We start from the raw sequence: 17,961 nt of genomic DNA on the forward strand, positions 1-17,961 counted from the left end.
TCTCGGGTATCTCTTGCAGGGGGGCGTTCGTGCGGCACATGGGCAACAGGGCGGTTGCATGGCTCGGTCTGGCTCTGGGCTTGTCGCTGATCTCGTGGCCGGATGAAGCGCGCGCTGCCCGGCAGCTTGGCGACCTGAGCGGGTCGTGGCAGTTGTTCGCTGACGATCACCTCGTTGCCCGCACGCAGAACGTCACCCGCTCGTACCATGCTTTCCAGAAGCTCCCAGTGCCGGTCATGGTGGCCGACCGGCCCTGGGAGTCGAATAACGTGTACCTCTATGGTACGGTTCTTGCCGCCGAGAGCGGTTCCGGCTACCGCATGTGGTATCACTGCTACGACTACAACGCCGGGATGTACCGGATGCTGTACGCGGTCAGTGCCGACGGCCTCATCTGGCAGAAGCCGAACCTCGGCCTGGTCGACTACAAAGGCTCGACCGCCAACAACATCTTTCTGTACCGCACGACCGAGGACCACACCCCGCAGATCATCCACACGCCCTGGGAGTCCGATGCCGCGCGCCGCTACAAGATGATCAACTTCGACTATGGCCGCACGCCCCCGGATCACACGGTCAGCGGCTACTGGGGGGCCTGGTCGCCGGACGGGATCCACTTCACCCCGGCGCCGGCCAACCCGGTACTGCCGGATCCCGGCGACGTCGGCAACTTCGTCTGGGATCCGCTGACCCGGCGATACATGGGGTTCCCCAAGAAGTTCGCGGATGTGCGCGGTTTTCGGCGACGGTGTGTCGGCTGCTCCGCGACCACCGTGTTCGAGCAGTGGCCGGTCTCGCAGCTGTGCCTTGTGCCTGACGAATACGACGATCGCTGGGTGACCGAAGGAGGTCAGCACACGGATTTCTACGGACTGAGCGGCTTTGCCTACGAGTCGATGTACATCGGTTTCCTGTGGGTGTTCCGCATTGCCGACGGCGACAACGACGGCCCTATCTTCGTCGAACTGGTCACGAGCCACGACGGCGTGGTCTGGATTCGTCAGGAGCCGCCGCGAACGCCGGTTCTTCCGCTCGGCCCGGAGGGTACCTGGGACTGCGGCATGGTCTTCACGCCCAACCACCCACTGGTCGAGAACGGTGAGATCAAGCTCTACTACGGCGGCTGGAACATCACTCACGCCGCCGGCGGTGGAGCCGGGGCCATCGGCTTGGCGACGCTCCGCAAGGACGGCTTCGCCTCACTCGATGCCGGCAGTACAACCGGCACCGTCACAACGCGCCTGCTCAGCGGTGCCTCCGGCCAACTCCAGGTCAACTGCAACGCCTCCGGCGGCTGGCTGGCGGTCGAAGTGCTGGATCAGAACGGCCAGGTGATCTCGGGCTACAACCAAGCGAGCTGCAATCTCATTCAGACTGACAGCGTCGATCGAACCGTGACCTGGGGTCTGGTGAGCATATTGCCGGTCGTTGAACCGATTCGTCTGCGGTTCATCTTCAGGAACGCATCGCTGTATTCGTTCCGAGCCGGTGATGCGATCGAGGCCGCTGATGCCGGACCGGCCGCCATCTACACCTTCGAGGGTGACAGCGGGGCCACCGCCGCCGACAAGCTCAGTACCGATGGCGTGCAGGCTGCCGTGTTCCAAGGCGCGGTCTTGGTGGTTACCGATCGAGCCCGATCCGCGTTCGGCAACTCTTCAGTGGCCTTTGCTGGCGACGGATCAGCGGTGGACACAATCGAGATCGAGCGCACATTCGACCTCGGTCGGCAGTTCACATTGGCCGCCATGATCAAACCGGCCGACAATCGTCTGGCCCGGTTGTTCAGCTCCTATCTCGGCAGTGGCTCCGCCTCGTCGAGGGATTTGATCTTCGATTTCGATCCGACGGGGACAGATATCCCGGGTTTGCGCTGCACGGTCCAGGGAACGTCGATCCGATCCCAGCAACGGGTTTTCGCTGACGGCGCGTATCACCATCTAGCCATGACCTACGACGACGGAGCCGTGAGTCTGTATCTCGACGGTAATCCGGTGGGCGCCGGCACGGTGCCGGCGGGGTCGGTGTGGCTGACGCGCAATCTTCACTTCGGGCAGGACACCGAGGGTGCTCCGATCTTGGATCAGACTTTCGACAGCGATGCCTTGGGATCGGCTGCCGGCTGGCAAAGTGTGGCCAAGTGGTTCGGAGCAGCGGCTGGCACGGTCGGGGTCGCGAATTCCGACGCCGTGTCCACGCCGAACGGCTTGAACTGGCAGGGCGACGGTTCAGACTGCCAGCTGATTCGTCCGTGGGGTTTCGCCTCGGATGGGGTCAGTCCGGTAACCGTGTCATTCGATTTCAAGGTGGTCAGTCGCGGCAACTGGGTGGGCATGAGCCCGTTCGTCTATCGAGCTGAATGGGGCGGCACGGTGAACGGGGCGTACGGCTGGCCCGTGCTGCTCTACCTGTACTTCGCGGATACATCGACGCTTACGGCCGGGTTCAACTACTACGAGGACGGTGCCGGCTGGGTCAGCGTGTTCAAAGCTCCTGCCGATCAGCTGGTTGGCAACTGGTTCCGGATCAGCTCGACGCTGTATCCCAGCAGACAGACGGTAGACGTGAGCGTAACGCAACTCACCGGCTCGGGCGCGGGTGCGAGGGGTTGGTTGACCGGCCGGCATTTCCAGTACGGTTACGTCACCGAACCCGGCTGGTACACACCTGCTCTAGATGATTTGCGTGGCAGCCAGTTCTATGCGTGGGGCTTCCAGCCCGACGAGAGCATTCTGCTTGACAACTTCAGCGTACAGGCCGGCGGCAGCGGATCGAGCCAGGGCCAGAGCCAGATCCAGTCCACTCAGTTTCGTGGCAACGCCGACGACGTCGTTGTCATCAAGCGAGTCCTTTCGGCGAGCGAGATTGCGACCGTGGCCACGCAAGGTATCGCCCGGCTGTATGATTTCTCGCACTTCCCGGATTTCGACGGCGATGGCGATGTCGACCAGTCCGACTTCGGTGCGTGCCAGACCTGTATGACGGGCGCGGACAATCCTCAGGCCGACCCGGCGTGCGCCCCGGCGCGTCTGGATGACGATGCCGACGTGGACGCGGCCGATCTGGCGATCTTCCTGGCGTGCATGAGCGGGGACGGAATCCCCGCCGATCCGAACTGCGATCGATGAGGTGATTCAAGCGATGAATCCGACAGGTATTTGGCGAATCGGGCTCGGTTTCGCTGCGGGGATGCTGCTCTGCGCGCGCGGCGCGTTCGCAGAGCCGGTCTCCCGCTCACTGAACGACCTGAGCGGTCCGTGGCAGTTGTTCGTCGATGACTGGCTTGTCGCCGAGAAGTCCGGTCTTCAGAAGACCTGGCATGCCTTCGAGAAGCACGCGGCCAACCCGGTCCTGACCGCCGATCGACCGTGGGAAGGCTCGATCGTCTATCTCTACGGGACGGTTCTGCCTGCGCAGAAGGGTCCCGGCTACCGCATGTGGTATCATTCCTGGGCGGAGGGGGAATACCGCAAGCTGTATGCGACCAGCTCCGACGGTCTGAAATGGGAGAAGCCCGAACTTGGCCTGGTGGACTACAGGGGCTCGACCAGGAACAACCTGTTCCTGAGGCGCTCCCACGAGGATCACTCGCCGCAGGTCATTCACACGCCGGCCGACCCCGACCCGCTGCGGCAGTACAAGCTCGTGACCTACGAGTATGGCCGCACGCCGCCGAAGTACACGGTCAGCGGGTACCTCGGAGCCTGCTCTCCGGATGGAATTCGCTGGACGGATGTGCCGCGGTATCCCGTCCTGCGCGATCCTGGCGACGTGGGCAATTTCACCTGGGATCCGTTTAACAGGCGCTACATCGGGTATCCGAAGAAGTTCACCGAGGTTCGCGGTTACCGCCGGCGATGCGTGGGTTTCTCCGAGACCCACTTGTTCGAGTCCTGGCCGCTTGCCCGGCTCGTGCTCGTGCCCGATGAGTTTGACGATCGCTGGGTCAAGAGCCCCGGGCAACACACCGACTTCTATGGCCTGAGTGCGTTTGCCTACGAGTCGATGTACCTTGGCTTTCTTTGGGTTTTTCCGATTACCGACGGCGATAACGACGGTCCGATCTTCGTGGAGATGGTCACCAGCCACGACGGCGTGAACTGGACCCGCCAGGAAGAGCCGCGGACGCCGATCTTGCCGACCGGGCCCAAAGGGGCCTGGGATTGCGGCATGGTTTTCACACCCAACCACCCGCTCGTCGAGGGTGACAAGGTCAGGCTCTATTATGGCGGCTTTGACGTCACCCATGGCGCCGACGGCAAAGGAGCGATTGGCCTGGCGGTGCTGCGCAAGGATGGCTTCGCGTCGCTCGACGCCGGCGCGACCGCCGGCACGGTGACCACGCACCCGCTGGCCGGTGTCCGCGGCCCCCTGCGCGTGAACTACCGTGCCGTGCGTGGTTCTCTGAAGGTTGAGATTGTCGACGGCCAGGGTCAGCCGTTGGCCGGCTACTCTCGCCGGGAGTGCGATCCATTGACCGCTGACAGTGTCGATCAGGAGGTCACGTGGAAGGGTTCGAACCACCTGCCGGATGGGCAGGGTGCGATACAACTGCGATTCGTGCTCCAGAATGCATCGCTATACTCCTTCTGCGCCGGAGAGGACCTTCAGGTCGCTCGGCCCGACCATGGCATTCTGTACACTTTCGAAGGCGACGAAGGACAGGCGGTCATAGATCATCTGTGTGTCGACGGATCGCAGGACGGCCGGGTTCGCGGCTCCGCCGGGGTAGACAGCGGCCTGAAGCAGGCGGCCTTTGGTGAAGCCGGCTTTCGGATTTCCGAGACGGTCACCGAGCTGACCACCGTCGAACTGCCTAGCACCAACCAGTTGGGTACGTCCTTCACGCTGGCCGCGATGGTCAAGCCTGCGACTCCCGGATTCGCCAGGTTGTTCAGCAACTATCGAGGCAGCGGGCCGCCGTGGACCAGCGAACTCATTGTTGACATCGATCCCAGCGGCAAGACCGTCGCCGGCCTGCGGGGCGTGGTCAATGGGGGGGAGGTGCAGTCTGGAACGAGCTCGTTCGACGCCGGCCGCTATCACCACGTTGCGCTGACCTATTCGGACGGCGAGACCGTTCTGTATCTTGACGGCAGTGAGGTCGGGCGTGGCGAAGTACCCGCCGGTCCGGTCCTGCTGGGGACCAACCTGCGGATCGGGGAGGATTTGGGTGGAGTGGTCAACGAGCAATTCACCGGTTCGGTCGATGATGTGCTCGTCCTGCGCCGAGCGCTGACCTCAAACGAAATCGGCACCCTGGCCAGGAACGGTGCACAGGCTTTCCTGGATGCAAGCCGGAGCGGCACCCGGCCGGTGCGCCCTGCCCGTGCCGCGATACCGATGGAGGCGAACGCCGTGCCCCGCACCTGCAGCATCGGATCGCGTCTGGAACTGTTCGTGGATCGTTTTCTGATCGAGAGGCTGGAAGGCACTGAGCTTCGCCTTCACCATCCTCAATCCGCCGGCGTCGTGTTTCACTTCGACAGGCCTTGGGAGGGCATTGTCAGCGGGTATGTGACGGTCATCAAGGACGTTGACCTGTACCGTATGTACTACCGCGGACGGCCCACGACCAGCCAGGCCGATGCCAGTTCCGAAGCCCAGGAGGTTGCCTGCTATGCCGAGAGCAGGGACGGTGTCACCTGGACGCGGCCGGATCTGGGACTGTTTGAGGTCGCCGGCACACGCCACAACAACGTCATCCTCACTGAGCCGAAGACCGTGACCCACAATTTCTGCCCGTTCCTCGATAGCCGTCCGGGTGTGCCCGAGACCGAACGATTCAAGGCGGTCGGCGGCACGGGTTCCGAGGGTTTGTTTGGTTTCGTCTCCGGCGACGGCATCCACTGGAAGCCGGTTGCGCCGAAGGCGCTCATCACCCGCGGCGAGTTCGATTCCCAGAACGTGGCCTTCTGGTCGCCTTCCGAGCAGCTCTACCTGTGCTATTACCGCACCTGGCGACGTGAGCGGCGCTGGATCAGCCGCACGACCTCCAAGGATTTTCTCCACTGGACCGCCCCGGTAGACATGGACTATGGCGACACGCCGCCCGAGCACCTCTACACCAATCAAACGCATCCGTATTCTCGGGCTCCCCACCTCTATGTCTCAGTGGCTGCTCGCTTCAATCCTGGCCGCCGGGCGCTGACCGACCAGCAGGTCAGGAGCCTCGACCTGGAGAACAAGCGCAACTATGACGGTCTCAAGGAAGATACGTCCGATGCCGTCCTGCTCACCAGCCGCGGTGGCAAGTGGTACGACCGGACCTTCCTGGAGAGCTTCATTCGTCCCGGCCGCGATCTGCGCAACTGGGTGGCGCGAGCCAACTATCCGGCTCTTGGCGTTGTTCCCACCGGCCTGGGCGAGATGTCGATCTACATCCAGCGGCACTACGGCCAGCCGTCGGCCTGCATCGAACGTATGACCCTGCGCACCGATGGCTTTGCCTCGGTCAGTGCTTCATACCGCGGTGGTGAGATGGTGACCAAACCTCTGACGTTCACCGGCAAGGAACTGATCCTGAACGCGTCCACTTCTGCGGTCGGTGGTATCCGGGTCGAAATCCAGAATGAGGCCGGCAAGGCGATGCCTGGATTCTCTCTGACCGACGCCGACGAGATTATCGGCGATGACCTAGAGCGTGTCATGACCTGGAAAGGCAAGTCGGATGTCAGCTCGCTCGCCGGCGAGCCGGTGCGATTGCGGTTCGTGATGAAGGACGCGGATCTGTATTCACTGCGATTCCGGTAGTCCGCGTGCCGCGGGAGCAGTCTCGCCGCCGTCCGCCGCATACTCCTGAGCCACCCACTGAATGTCCAGGTCGAGCGTTGCCTTCGCGTCGTGGAAGGTGTTCGGGAACTCCTGACCGAGGCGTGTGGACAGATCGCGCAAGTACCGAAGGTAAGCCCCGGCGACGGGCAAGTTCGTGGCCAGACGTGTGTACTTCTGCCGAACTGGATTGTAGCCCGTGCTGAAGGTGCCGCACTTGAATCCGACCATGCCCGGGTAGGCTTCGACGAGGTCCTTTAGGGCTGCTCGCCCGGCCGGGGTCGCGGCCAGGAGGGCGATGACTTCGCCAACAGACCGGTAGGGGTCATAGGCCGTGGGGTTGAAGGCGTAGTCGGCGGAGGTGAGCATCGGAATGCGATTTGCCTGATCCTGGGGGCAGAGGGGGTTGCTCATGTATCCGTCGAGGACTTGGCAGAGTCCGGGGTCGCGTCCGATCACCGGGCCGAGGTGAAGCGTCTGGTTTCCATCGTTGACCGGGTAGTTGTCCCAGAGAATCAGCCGATGTCGGACCACCGCCTTGTAGTCGTTGGCTGCGGCCCTGGTGAGTTTCGGCGTCACGACGGCGTCTCCGGTCCAAAACAGGTACACGTCGGTGCTGAGGTTGGTGCCCAGCTCGGTCAGGTAGTCGTGGCCGACCGAGCCATCGCCCCAGTAGTAGGTTGGACAGAAGATCATTCGGGCATCGGGGTCGGCGAGTCGCAGGCGTGCAAGCAGCTTGTTGACCAGTGCCGCGTGCTGGGCCCCGACGATGGGCACCCCGCCGATGTCGTCGAGGGAAACGCAGAACCAGCGTACGCCGGCCGATTGGGCCCAGGCGTAATGGGACCAGAGTTGCTCGAAATCGGAATCGCTGGTCGGATCCAGCGGGCGTGACGAGCCCAACTGGGGGTGGATGCAGAAACAGAACTCGATGGTATTCTGTCGGCAGGTGGAGATCACCTGTTGGTAGGCGACCTTCGCGGATGAAGGCAGGGGCAGCCACCAATTGTTGCCGCCCTGCACAGCGAAGATGGACAGATAGCAGTTCATCAGGAAGTTCATCTTTCCCTGGGTCAGATAAGGCACGGCTCTCAGGTACTGATCCGCCGTCCAGTTCCAGCCCTTGATTCCGCGAATGGCGAAGCCCGGATCGGTTCCTGGGGGCAGAGGCTGAGGGAAGATCCCAGGGGTTTCGGGGAGCTGCACGAAGTGGTTGAAGAAAGCTCCGATCGGCAAGTCAGGCTGCTCGCATCTCGGATCCGCGGGCACGGTGGGGCCACTGACGCAAACCTGGAAGGGGGCGAAGTCCAGCAGGTCGATCGAGTTGTCTGCGTTTCGATCGAAGCAGGCGCACATGTCCGGTAGAGGCGTCGTCGAGGAGGCCGGCCCGAGGCACGTCTGGAAGACCCCGAAATCCTCCTGATCGACGTCGCTGTCGCCATCGCTGTCCGCATACGGCGTATGGCAGGTCAGCGTCGTGTATTTGAACCATGCTCCTTCGTCGCCGCCGTCCGGGTAGTAGTCACCCGAGTCCTCGCCGACGAAGATCACCCGAAACTGCCGGGCCCATTTCACGGCCGACCAGGGCAGGGCGATCTCGAGATCCAGGCCGTCGGGCGAGACGGCATAGCGGTAAGGACGAGTGGTGCCCAGGTGGCAGCCTTCCGCGGCCCAGGTGTTGAACTCCTTCACGCCGGCCAGGTTGTATTCCGCCCCGAGGGAGAAGACACGAGCGCTTGCGGAGATCAGGCCGGTGGATGAAGTGCAGTCGGTATCGCAAAGCACCCAGTAGCCGGGAGTGGCATCGAAAAAGGGTGACGGAGGTGTTCGTTGAAGCCGGAAGTACAAGGTGAGCTCGTCGTGGGCGATCCAGGCCTGTACGTAGTCCTGCCCGCCGGTCACGTCTCCGGCCGCATCGACGGGGAAAGGCGTGACCCCCGCCCAGTCGGCCAGCTGTCCATCGAGTCTGATGGTTTCGCGGGAGACGGGGTTTGAGCCGACGGCGATTTCTCCGGTCTGCGGCGGGGGTACGTCTCGAAGGGTGTACTGGAAGTAGTCCGCCTGATCCCCGCCGTCCGGGTCATAGTCGCCGGGGCTTTCCGTCACCAGGATCAGGTTGAAGGCGTTCGGATTGCCCAGCGTGGCCAGAGGCACGGAGAGCTCCATTGTGGTCCCTGATTCGATGCGCTGATACTCCAACGGGCCCAGAAAGCCGCCGGCCGGCGCCCACCGATTGAGGGCCAGGGCCCCGCCGAAGTTGAACTCTCCCCCGATGCTGAATGCTCGGCCGCTGGCAGTCTTGAGGCCGGTCGATCGCTTCAGGTCTGTGTCCAGGATGATCCAATAGCCGTAACCGCCGGTGGTTCCGTTGGTGCCGAGAGCCGAGGAGAAACTCACGCTGCCGGGGGCCCGCTCGGCGAGGATGAAGAGCGTCGTTTCGCTGTGGGCGACCCGGACTTCCACCCAGTCCTGCGTGCCCGTGGGAACATCACCAGCCGGATCGGATAGAAAAGGGCTTATGCTCATCCAATCGTCGAACCTCCCGTCAATGGCTATGGTGCGTTCCGCAACGGGATTGCTCCGGCGGGCGACGTCCCCCGCCATGGCATGACCTTCGAGGAGGATCACAAGCGTCAGCAGTCTGCTCATGGGATACATCACGGTACTCGCCAAGACTGGAGGGCGGGTAGTCCCGCCTCCACGGACGTATGCGCACAGGGACTTCGGGTGGCCGGCATCCCGGCCTAATAGCCAACCTGGATCTTCAGGGGTTCCTTCTCTGGGCGGATCGTGATCAGGCTGCCCCTCACGTTCACGGCCGGCTGCCCATTGACGGTCGCTTCTGTGATCGGCTTACCGGTCGGGTGGTTCAAGTGAAGCTGGATCCGGGCCGGGATCCGGCGGGTCGGCGGCGCGATCGCCACGTCGATGCGGCCGGTGTCGACTGCGGATTCGATCACGAACGAGACTGGCCCGTACTTGGTCTCGGCGTGGCGAACCTCGATCCGCTTGCCGTTCGTCAACCAGGCTTTCGGAATCGCGGGGCCGATGAGCACCCCGTCGCCTTCTTCACGGAGCAGCATCATGCGCAGGATCCGCAGCTGCTGGGTGCCGGAGTACAGGTGCGGCATGGTCGGGGTCGGCTCGCCGCTCTTGAGATACGTCACCTCCACGCCACAGTATGTCTCGCGGCCCATGCCATAGGCGAGGGAACCGTAGAGACCCAGGAGCACGCGGTTTGCCTCGCCACGCTGCAAGCAGTTGAGCCAGTATCCATATGTGTAGGCGTGATCAACACCGTCGTTGAACTCGCACATGCCCAGGATCAGGCCCTTGCGTTTCTCGAGACCGTTGACGACCAGAGTGGCTCGTGGGTCGTCCGGCGGCAGGAATTCACTCTCGAGGAACATCGAGGCCACCAGGCCGTAGTAGTCGCCACACTCGTTATGACTGTCCTTCAGCAGCCGGTGGGTGTCCGGTTCCATCGGCAGCAATCTCATCCCGTCGCGCTCGATGATTGCCCGGTCCATCGATGCGAGAATGTCCTTTCGGTAGGCGGCCGCCGCGTCTGCGATCCGAATGGCGTCGTCGGCGAGGTCGGCGTCGGCCAGTACGGCCGCAGCATGCTCGAGGCCGACACAGCAGTATGCGTTGGCGTAGTAGTTGTAGGTCTCGACGTTGTAGTCGCAGTAGGGTCGGAACTTGATCAGGCCATAGGTGACGGATTGCCTGTCGGCTCCTTGGTTCGTGATGTTCCGCCGGCGAGCGATGGTCCAGTCGCACATCTTGAGCATGCGCGGGGCCACGCTGTGGAGCCACTCCTTGTCGGCGGTGAGCCGGTAGTGCTCGGCCAAGGCGAAGAGCAGGCCGCCGTGGTCCGGCAACCCGTAGTTGATCGCGAACAGGCCGTCCGGCTTGAGGAAGGCGAACATGCTCTCGAGGTACCGGCGGGCTTCGTCGTGGAAGCCCCACAGGTCCAGAGCGTGGGCGTAGAGCACCTCGCTGTAGCCGAAGATGGCCTCGTAGAACCCGGCCCCGTCATGCGGCTGATAGACGTCGCCGATCTTGTCCACGTTGATGAAGTTATAGGCCAGCCACGCTCGCCAGGCGTTGTTCACCCTCGGTTCGGGAGTGGTCACCCGCATCCCTGCATTGACCACCTTGTCCCAGTAGGCGGCGACTTCGTTCTGGCGGCTGGAGAACTCCGCGGCTTCGACGCGGGCGGCGCCGGCATCCCTGGCCGGTGACGAAACACGGAAGAACACCTCTGCCTTGCCGCCGGCGGGGACCTGGAGGGGGACCGGATCCAGCTTGCTGATCGCCTCGGGTCTGGACTTGAACGCGACGGGGGCGGTTCTCGCGGCGGTACCTGGATTGGTGACGGTCAGCCGGACGTAAGCCCACAGCTCGGTGTCGGGCTTCATTCCCTCCGACCAGCCCAGCACGGTCTGCTCGACGGTGAGGCCGTCATGCCTAGACTCACAGACGACGACAGGCAAGTGTCCGTCCACGAGTCGCTTGGCGCAGCCGGTCGCGCCGAATCGCACCGGCGGACTGCCGAGCTCGAACCAAGCCGTCGGGCCATTCTGCTCCCAGCCGTCCGAGCCGGTATCGAGTTGGATCGTCCCCTCGTACTGGACGCCGACCTCGTAACGGCCTTCCTTGGCGCCCACTGCTTCCCGTGGCTTGAGCAGCGGCGGCAGAATCGCCGCCACCGCCTCGTATGATGGCTCCTGGCCCGATTCGAGAATCTGACGGCCGAGGGGGTCCTGGCTGGCGAGTTCCCGCTCGCGGCGCTCCGCAGTGGTGATCTTCATCCGCGCCGGCTCGGTCTTCTCCACGCGGACCTCGCGAACTCGTGAGATACCGACCGGCCCCCGTTCGCCATAGTCGCCGTTGAGGTCGGGAGAGTTCGCGTCGGTGCCGAAACCCTTGCCGAGGACGAGCAGCGCGGGGGGACCCCTCAGCTCTGCTGGGCGTGGGACGAACAGCTCGTTGGCCCATGTTTTCCCGTCCGTGCTGGACATGAATCGGATGCAATCGTCGCCCAGCTCGATGGCCACATTCTGGAAGTCAGTGAACCGGCAGCGGCTCAGATCCTGCTCGGTGCGTTGACCGTTGGCGGTCAGGCACACGTAGTAGGAACCGCCGTTGCGCGAGATGACGCTCATCTGGCACCAGTCGCCGGCTCTCCAGTAGAGGAAGAGCGAGGTGGCCCAACTCACGCCGGAGCTTGCTTGAATGGTGCACGAGGCGCGAATGTGATCGACGCCCAGCGGCCGCTGGATATGGGCGTAGGTGTGTTCGGCAGCCTTGATTTCCAGGGAGCCGTCCTTGACTGAGATCAAGTTGTCCTTGGAGGTGTCCACCTTCCACGCCGGGTCGAGGGCTGGCGCCCTAAACGATTCCACCAGCGGCAGGTCGATGGTCAGGTTGGCCGCCGTGGCGGGCATGACCAAGGCAATGGACATAAAGGCGAGTGTCGAGCTGCGTGGCGTCATGATTGAATTCCTTTCATACGGGCAGTTCCGTGTACTCCGTCGTGGTCGTGCCTTGTGTTCTCCGGAACCGGCGCTCAAGGCAGTTTCCTGGTTGACGAGCCGAGGATCCCGGGGCGTGGCGTGATACGACCGCCTCAGGTTCTCCCGGCCACGCACCCATGCTCATGGACAGCGCCTCCGCACGAGTTCCACAGGCTCAGCACCTGGTTCCTGATGAGCGATGTGGTCTGGGGACTGACCCGCCACAGGCCGATGTAGCGGTGAGCCTCCTCCACCTCGTATCCGCCCAGCGGGAATGACTCGGGCGTGGGGATATACCCGATGTAGCCGTGGCAGTAGCCGGCCACGCAGACCGGTTCGGCCTTCAGGCAGGCGGCCAGGTCGCGGCCGGTCTCGTAGAACATCTCCCCCGGCAAAGCCACGATGGCCCCGTCACCCAACCGCAGAATCGAGATACGAACCGGGAGAGGCGGGAGTTGCCCATTCGAGGAGAGGGCCGCCTCCAGGTCGGCGAGCCATTCTTGCCAAGCCCTCCGCACTCTCTCGACGATGATGGGGTTGTCCCGCTCGCTGTCCCGGACAGTCTTGTCAGCCCGACCGAGCTCGGCCTTGATCAGCTGCAGGGGCGGCACCCTGTCGTAGGGCAAGCTGAACGAGTGCGACTGCACCGCCAGCATGTCGCGGTGGGATCGTCGGGAAGCTTGAAGGCCCCGGAGGACGGCCTCGGCGAGCGTGTATCCAGTTGCACGCGCGGCCTTGGGGCCCCCGAAAGCCAGTTCCGGTGAGAGATCGCCACAGCAGCCGTTCAGGTAGATGCAGGCGTGCCCCTGGGCCGTCAGGGCCTCGGCCGCGTACCCCCAGAAATCGGCGCTGATGAGGGTGCTGTCGCCGCCCAGACAGTAAGGATGGCACGCATGGTGGAAGAGGAGAATGGAGCGGTTGACGCCACGAAGGCTCAACACGCGAACGGTGGTCTCCGTGGGTCCGGTCGGGTTCCGTCCCAGGATGACGCTGAGGCCTTCGGGCCCCACGGTCTTCTGACGCCGGTTGTGCGCGAGCTTGACCGATGCACTGCCCCAGGATGCCTGAACGGGCTGTAGATCCGCGAGAGCTCCCTGGGTCGCAATGACGGCTGCCCGCTCGAGTCGGGCGAGATAGGGAGCGTCCTCGTCGCCGATCCCGCGCAGCCGGGCAGTCATAGGCCCGGAATGGGTATGGGTTGAGGCCAGGACGACCTGATCCGATGGAATATCCAGGAGGCAGCCGAGCTTCGCCACCAGCCGGTCGGCAAGAGCGGGCGAGAGGCCCAGTAGATCGAAACTGACGAGGGCTGCTCGGATCGGCTCGTCATCGAAGACCAGGGCTCGCGCGCTCAGTGGAGTGTCGATACCCGTGCTGGCGGAGGTGCGGGCGATGAAGCCGTTGAGAACCGCGCCTGCGGGGGGTGTGATATCGATCGAGGCAAAACCTGCGAGCATGCACCGTTCTCCCCACTGACTTTTCGATGCGTCGCGCGGCTGTGGCTACAGACCGCCGCGGATCTGCGTGTGGGTGGTCAGATCTTCCCCTTGTTTTTTCGCGTCTGGTTGATCTGTGTCCGGCTGCGGTGCCGGTAATCGCGCAGGGTCTCGATCTCGCATTGCCGGCACAGGTCTTTGACACGCACACCCGGCTTCACGGACCAAAGCATATACCAACCTTCCAGGTCACAATCCTTCATCTCGACTTGGCCCTTGTGTTCTTTCAGCAGCTGGGCCACCTTCTTGCTGTTAAAGTCCTTGTGCACGATGGTGCGATCCAGGTCGAGGGTAGCTACGAATTGGCCGGGGCATGGCTGCTCCACGGCTTCCATGGTCCGGCCGGTGGCATCGATGATATTGCCGCGGCCGACCGGGACGATGCAGTAGTTGTGGCACATGGCATAGCCATTCAGCGGCATGCCGCCGCCGTAGGCGCTGGGCCAGAACACGATCTCGGCTCCGCGCTGATCGGCGTCTTGCCACAGCTCGGCGAAGTTGGCGTCGAAGCAGGTGAGGATGCTGATTCGCCCGAAGTCCGTGTCGAAGACCTTGACACCCTCCTCGCTGAGGTTGAGACCCTCGCCCCAGAACACGAAGACCTTGCGGTAGTAGCCTGCCACCCTGCCCTGGCGGTCGATGAGCACGGCGGTGTTGTACTGCCTGCCCTGCTCTGCTTGCTCGCGAATGGGGCAGATCACGTACATCTGGTGTTTGCGGGCTAATTCCGCGACCGCGAGGGTCGTTGGTCCGGAGATCGGCTCGGCCTGCTCGCCCGCGAATTCCTCGGGGAGGCAGGCGATATCCACGCCAAGACTACCTGCGGTCTGCAGATGCTCAAGGGCCAGCTTCAGTTTCTGGTCGTGCTCGCCGCCGGTGCCGATGGCGATAGCGGACACTTTGACTTGGCGGCCGGGCAGGTCCTTCGCGCCTCCCGGGTAGGTCTTGCCCCGATCAGGGGATCTCCGGAGTTGCCCGAGCGATTCCTCTGGGCGCGAAGGGGCCTGTCCGGTGGCCACCCCCGAGGCATCGGCCGCGGAAGGGAACGCGTGATCCGCGACGGCCGGCCGGGGGAGGCCCGCGACGATCGACACTGCGGCCACGGCCGCAACGGTACTCCAATTCGACGCGATCATGTCCAGTCTCATCCCCTTGTGGTCGACGCAGCGATTACCATCCGACGGGGTACGGTGAATGCCAGCGGACCTTGACCTTGGAATGTGTTCGGACCTCGGCGTGGCCGTCGCCGCACGCAACGTTGGACCAGCCCTTTTTGTCGTCCAGGGGATGGCGGAACAGCCACCCTTCGCGCGGGCCCTGCGGGATGATCCGGCAGGTCATGACCACCACCTGCTCCGCATTCTTCTCGTCGATCTTGCAGATGTACTCATCCCGGTTCTTCCCGTTGCGGTTGACATCCAGCCACATGACGTCGGCCGGGGGCGACGCGTCCGACGGGTTGGCGGGGTTCCGCCACGTCGGGTTGCCCAAGTAGTAGTATCCGATGCGGTAAACCGTCGTGCCATATGCGTGCCCGGGCGGCCAAGGGGGTCGCTTCTCGACTTCCGGGTCGCGCATGATGTCGTCGTTAGGGCAGAACAGGACCTTGTGGTAGTTGTTCCTGCCCAGTTCCTTCTCGAACGCGAGTCGTGTCGGGTCCGGCACCCACTCGATGAGGTTGGTATTCTGGGGAGGCAGATAACCTCGGTTGCGGTTCGCGTACATGGTCAGGGCAACACCGATCTGATGGTGGTTGCTCAGGCAGGTGGCTGAGATCGACTGCTGCCGGACACGGCTGAGGGACGGCATCAGGATGGCTAGCAGGAGGGCGATGATGGCCACCACGACCAGCATTTCGATCAGCGTGAATGCTCTTGAGCGATTCATGGCCGCTTCTCCTTGTCGTTCTTCCCTTTCCGTCGATGGAGACCTAGAGGCCCGCTTCTTCCGGATCGTATTCGTCCAATCCCCACTCGGCGGCTCCGTGTCGGCGCTTGCCGGGCACAGAGGCGCGGCGCCCACCTTCGGCCCGCGGCCGGCGGGAGTTTGACCGGGCCGGCCTACTTGGGTGACGTCCAGTCCCGGAGCATGCCGCCTGCGAAGATCATCTGGCCGCTTGCGGGTCCTTCTCCGTATGTCCATCGCGTGAACGCCAGGTCACTTGTGCTGGCGGTCGGTTCACCGAGAATACCGCGCACCTGCTGCTGGGTCATGCCCGGCCTGATCTGCCGCCAGTTCTCCTTTTGTTCCCACTTGGCCGCGGGAGACGAAGACCCGGAATCAGTCTGACTGCAGGTCGCGTAGAAGCCCGCCACTGTAGCGGCGATGATGGCTCCCCCCACGATGGCGTACCTGTACAGTCTGCGGGCCGTCATGGGTGTTTGCTCCGGCCGCGCCGGCGGGGAGACTCGAAGGTAGCCCGCCGGCGCGGCTCTCGGTCCGTGGTGTCTACTACTCGCACTCCGTGCTGGCCGGGACCATCGGTCCGCTGAAGCAGTTCACGAATGCGAGCAGGTCGGAGCTGTCGATATCGCCGTCACCCTGGTCGCCATAGTCGCGGTCGAAGCAGAGACAGCTGTCGACGGTCGCGGTGCCGTTGCCACTGTAGCAGAGCTGCCACGCGCTGAAGTCAAGCTGGTCCACGTCGCCGTCGCCGTCCGCGTCGGCGAACGGCTTGTGACATGGCCGGAACGTGTACAGGAACGTCTTGTCGGCATTGGCCCCGTTCGGGTAGTAGTCGCCGGAGTTCTCGCCGACGTAGATGACCCGGAACCGGGTTGGGTTGCCCAGCTCGGACAATGGGATCGACGACTCGATCGAGGTCTGAATGGGGCCTGTGGCCGCTGCTGGCAGGGGCAGACCACCGGCGACCAAGCCGCCACCGGCATCGGGAGCCCAGAGGTTGTGGCCTTGGGTCCCGTTGGTGTTAATCTCGGCACCGATGACGGCCGGCGCCCATGCGCCCTTCTGCCCCGTGGCGGGATTGAAGTCCGTGTCGATCACGGTCCAGTAGCCGAGTGCCGTAAAGGGGAGACTGCCGGGCGCCCTTTTTACCAGAAAGTAGAAGTTAGCGCTGTCATGAGCAACCCATACCTGCACCCAGTCCTCGCTGGCCGCGAGGGCATCGCCGATCGGGTCTGCGGTGTAGGGTGTGATGTTCGCCCAGTCGGCCAGCTGGCCGTCCACCCGCATAGTCCCGTCGGTCACCGAGTTGGATCTCGACTCGGCAATGTTGCCCGGCAGCGGGTCGGGCAGAGCACCCGTGTAGTAATGCAGCACCTTCCCCTCCGTGCTGGCGCTGTCCGGGTAGTAGTCGTGGGAAGTCTCGCCCTCGAAGATGAAGGTGAAGTTCTCCGGGTTGATGAACGTCGAGCGCGGAAAGGAGAATTCCTCGTAGTCTTGCGGCGGCATCGTCATGGGCACGTTGTGATCGTAGCAGCCATTGCTGCTCCAGGCATTGGACGCAAGTCCGCCCCAGTTGTATTCGCCGCCGATCGAGAAGCTCCGCGCCCCGAAACCGGTGAAGCCGGTTGCCTTGTCACGGTCGGTGTCCAGGATGATCCAGTAGCCCTGCCCCAGACCTCCCTGGAACTCCGTGCTCTCCGGGGTCCTCTCGACCATGAGATAGAGGTTGTTATCGTCGTGGGCGATGGAGGCCCGCAGCCAGTCCTGGTCCGGGCCGCCGTCGCCAGCCGCATCCTCCGGGAAGAAGGTGAGGCTGGACCAGTCGGAGAAGCTGCCGTCGATGCTGATCGCCCCGTTGGCTACCTTGTTGCTCAGCGTGTACACTTCTATTGGCTCGCCGCCGGTCGGACTTGGGGGATGCACGGTATAGTGGAAGTAGTCCGCACTGAAAGCTCCGTCGGGGTAGAAGTCCGGGCCGTTCTCGCCCACAAATACCAGGTTCACCGCGGCGGGATCTCCCATATCGGATCGCAGGACAGCTCCCTCGACGGCGAGTGGACTCGGGGGGAAGGCGACCTGATCCCAGGAAGTGCCCCAGCTGTCGATCAACGGGCCCTGGAAGATGTAGTCCGTGCTGTTCGTGGAATTCCAACCCGTCCACTGGGCAACGGCCGGATTCGTGTCAATCATGATCCAGAACCAGCCGGTCCCGTCATCGAGTCCGCTGGGGCTGTTCGCCGCCGCCTCCAGGCGAAAGTAGTAGTAAG

The 17,961-nt window shown here is 63.5% G+C and carries 9 protein-coding genes; 2 read left to right on the forward strand and 7 right to left on the reverse strand.

Annotated elements, in window-relative coordinates:
* The first annotated feature begins 38 nt into the window (after positions 1 to 38).
* A complete protein-coding gene (locus KA354_16055) occupies positions 39 to 3,128 on the forward strand; it encodes a hypothetical protein (GenBank protein MBP7936156.1) in 3,090 nt (1,029 codons plus the stop codon).
* 13 nt (positions 3,129 to 3,141) lie between these two features.
* On the forward strand, positions 3,142 to 6,753 hold the full coding sequence (locus KA354_16060; GenBank protein ID MBP7936157.1) for a hypothetical protein: 3,612 nt from the start codon (positions 3,142 to 3,144) through the stop codon (positions 6,751 to 6,753).
* On the opposite strand, the gene KA354_16065 is transcribed toward KA354_16060, so the two are convergent.
* The 7 genes from KA354_16065 to KA354_16095 all read right to left on the reverse strand — a co-directional run.
* Positions 6,736 to 9,420, reverse strand: coding sequence for a beta-N-acetylglucosaminidase domain-containing protein (locus KA354_16065; protein ID MBP7936158.1), 2,685 nt, complete (start codon positions 9,418 to 9,420; stop codon positions 6,736 to 6,738). The genes KA354_16060 and KA354_16065 overlap by 18 nt on opposite strands.
* 95 nt (positions 9,421 to 9,515) lie before the next feature.
* Entirely contained in the window at positions 9,516 to 12,272 is a 2,757-nt protein-coding gene (locus tag KA354_16070; protein MBP7936159.1) for a hypothetical protein, read from the reverse strand.
* Between the two features lie 134 nt (positions 12,273 to 12,406).
* Positions 12,407 to 13,750 (reverse strand): neutral/alkaline non-lysosomal ceramidase N-terminal domain-containing protein, encoded by a 1,344-nt coding sequence (locus KA354_16075; GenBank protein ID MBP7936160.1) that lies wholly within the window; start codon positions 13,748 to 13,750, stop codon positions 12,407 to 12,409.
* Positions 13,751 to 13,827: 77 nt separating this feature from the next.
* Positions 13,828 to 14,925, reverse strand: a complete 1,098-nt coding sequence (locus KA354_16080) for a carbon-nitrogen hydrolase family protein (GenBank protein ID MBP7936161.1) — start codon at positions 14,923 to 14,925, stop codon at positions 13,828 to 13,830.
* A gap of 34 nt (positions 14,926 to 14,959) precedes the next feature.
* On the reverse strand, positions 14,960 to 15,676 hold the full coding sequence (locus KA354_16085; protein ID MBP7936162.1) for a prepilin-type N-terminal cleavage/methylation domain-containing protein: 717 nt from the start codon (positions 15,674 to 15,676) through the stop codon (positions 14,960 to 14,962).
* Positions 15,677 to 15,849: 173 nt separating this feature from the next.
* On the reverse strand, positions 15,850 to 16,164 hold the full coding sequence (bamE, locus tag KA354_16090) for an outer membrane protein assembly factor BamE (protein MBP7936163.1): 315 nt from the start codon (positions 16,162 to 16,164) through the stop codon (positions 15,850 to 15,852).
* A 76-nt stretch (positions 16,165 to 16,240) separates the two neighbouring features.
* The coding region (locus tag KA354_16095; protein ID MBP7936164.1) for a hypothetical protein at positions 16,241 to 17,961 on the reverse strand (1,721 nt) is incomplete at its 5' end.

This window comes from Phycisphaerae bacterium, assembly GCA_018003015.1.
Taxonomy (GTDB): domain Bacteria; phylum Planctomycetota; class Phycisphaerae; order UBA1845; family PWPN01; genus JAGNEZ01.

Excerpts from the sequence above, each read along its gene's own strand:
- KA354_16080 (MBP7936161.1), bottom strand. The coding sequence starts at position 14,925 with ATGATCGCGTCGAATTGGAGTACCGTTGCGGCCGTGGCCGCAGTGTCG.
- KA354_16070 (MBP7936159.1), bottom strand. The coding sequence starts at position 12,272 with ATGACGCCACGCAGCTCGACACTCGCCTTTATGTCCATTGCCTTGGTC.
- KA354_16060 (MBP7936157.1), top strand. The coding sequence starts at position 3,142 with ATGAATCCGACAGGTATTTGGCGAATCGGGCTCGGTTTCGCTGCGGGG.
- bamE (MBP7936163.1), bottom strand. The coding sequence starts at position 16,164 with ATGACGGCCCGCAGACTGTACAGGTACGCCATCGTGGGGGGAGCCATC.
- KA354_16075 (MBP7936160.1), bottom strand. The coding sequence starts at position 13,750 with ATGCTCGCAGGTTTTGCCTCGATCGATATCACACCCCCCGCAGGCGCG.
- KA354_16055 (MBP7936156.1), top strand. The coding sequence starts at position 39 with ATGGGCAACAGGGCGGTTGCATGGCTCGGTCTGGCTCTGGGCTTGTCG.
- KA354_16085 (MBP7936162.1), bottom strand. The coding sequence starts at position 15,676 with ATGAATCGCTCAAGAGCATTCACGCTGATCGAAATGCTGGTCGTGGTG.
- KA354_16065 (MBP7936158.1), bottom strand. The coding sequence starts at position 9,420 with ATGAGCAGACTGCTGACGCTTGTGATCCTCCTCGAAGGTCATGCCATG.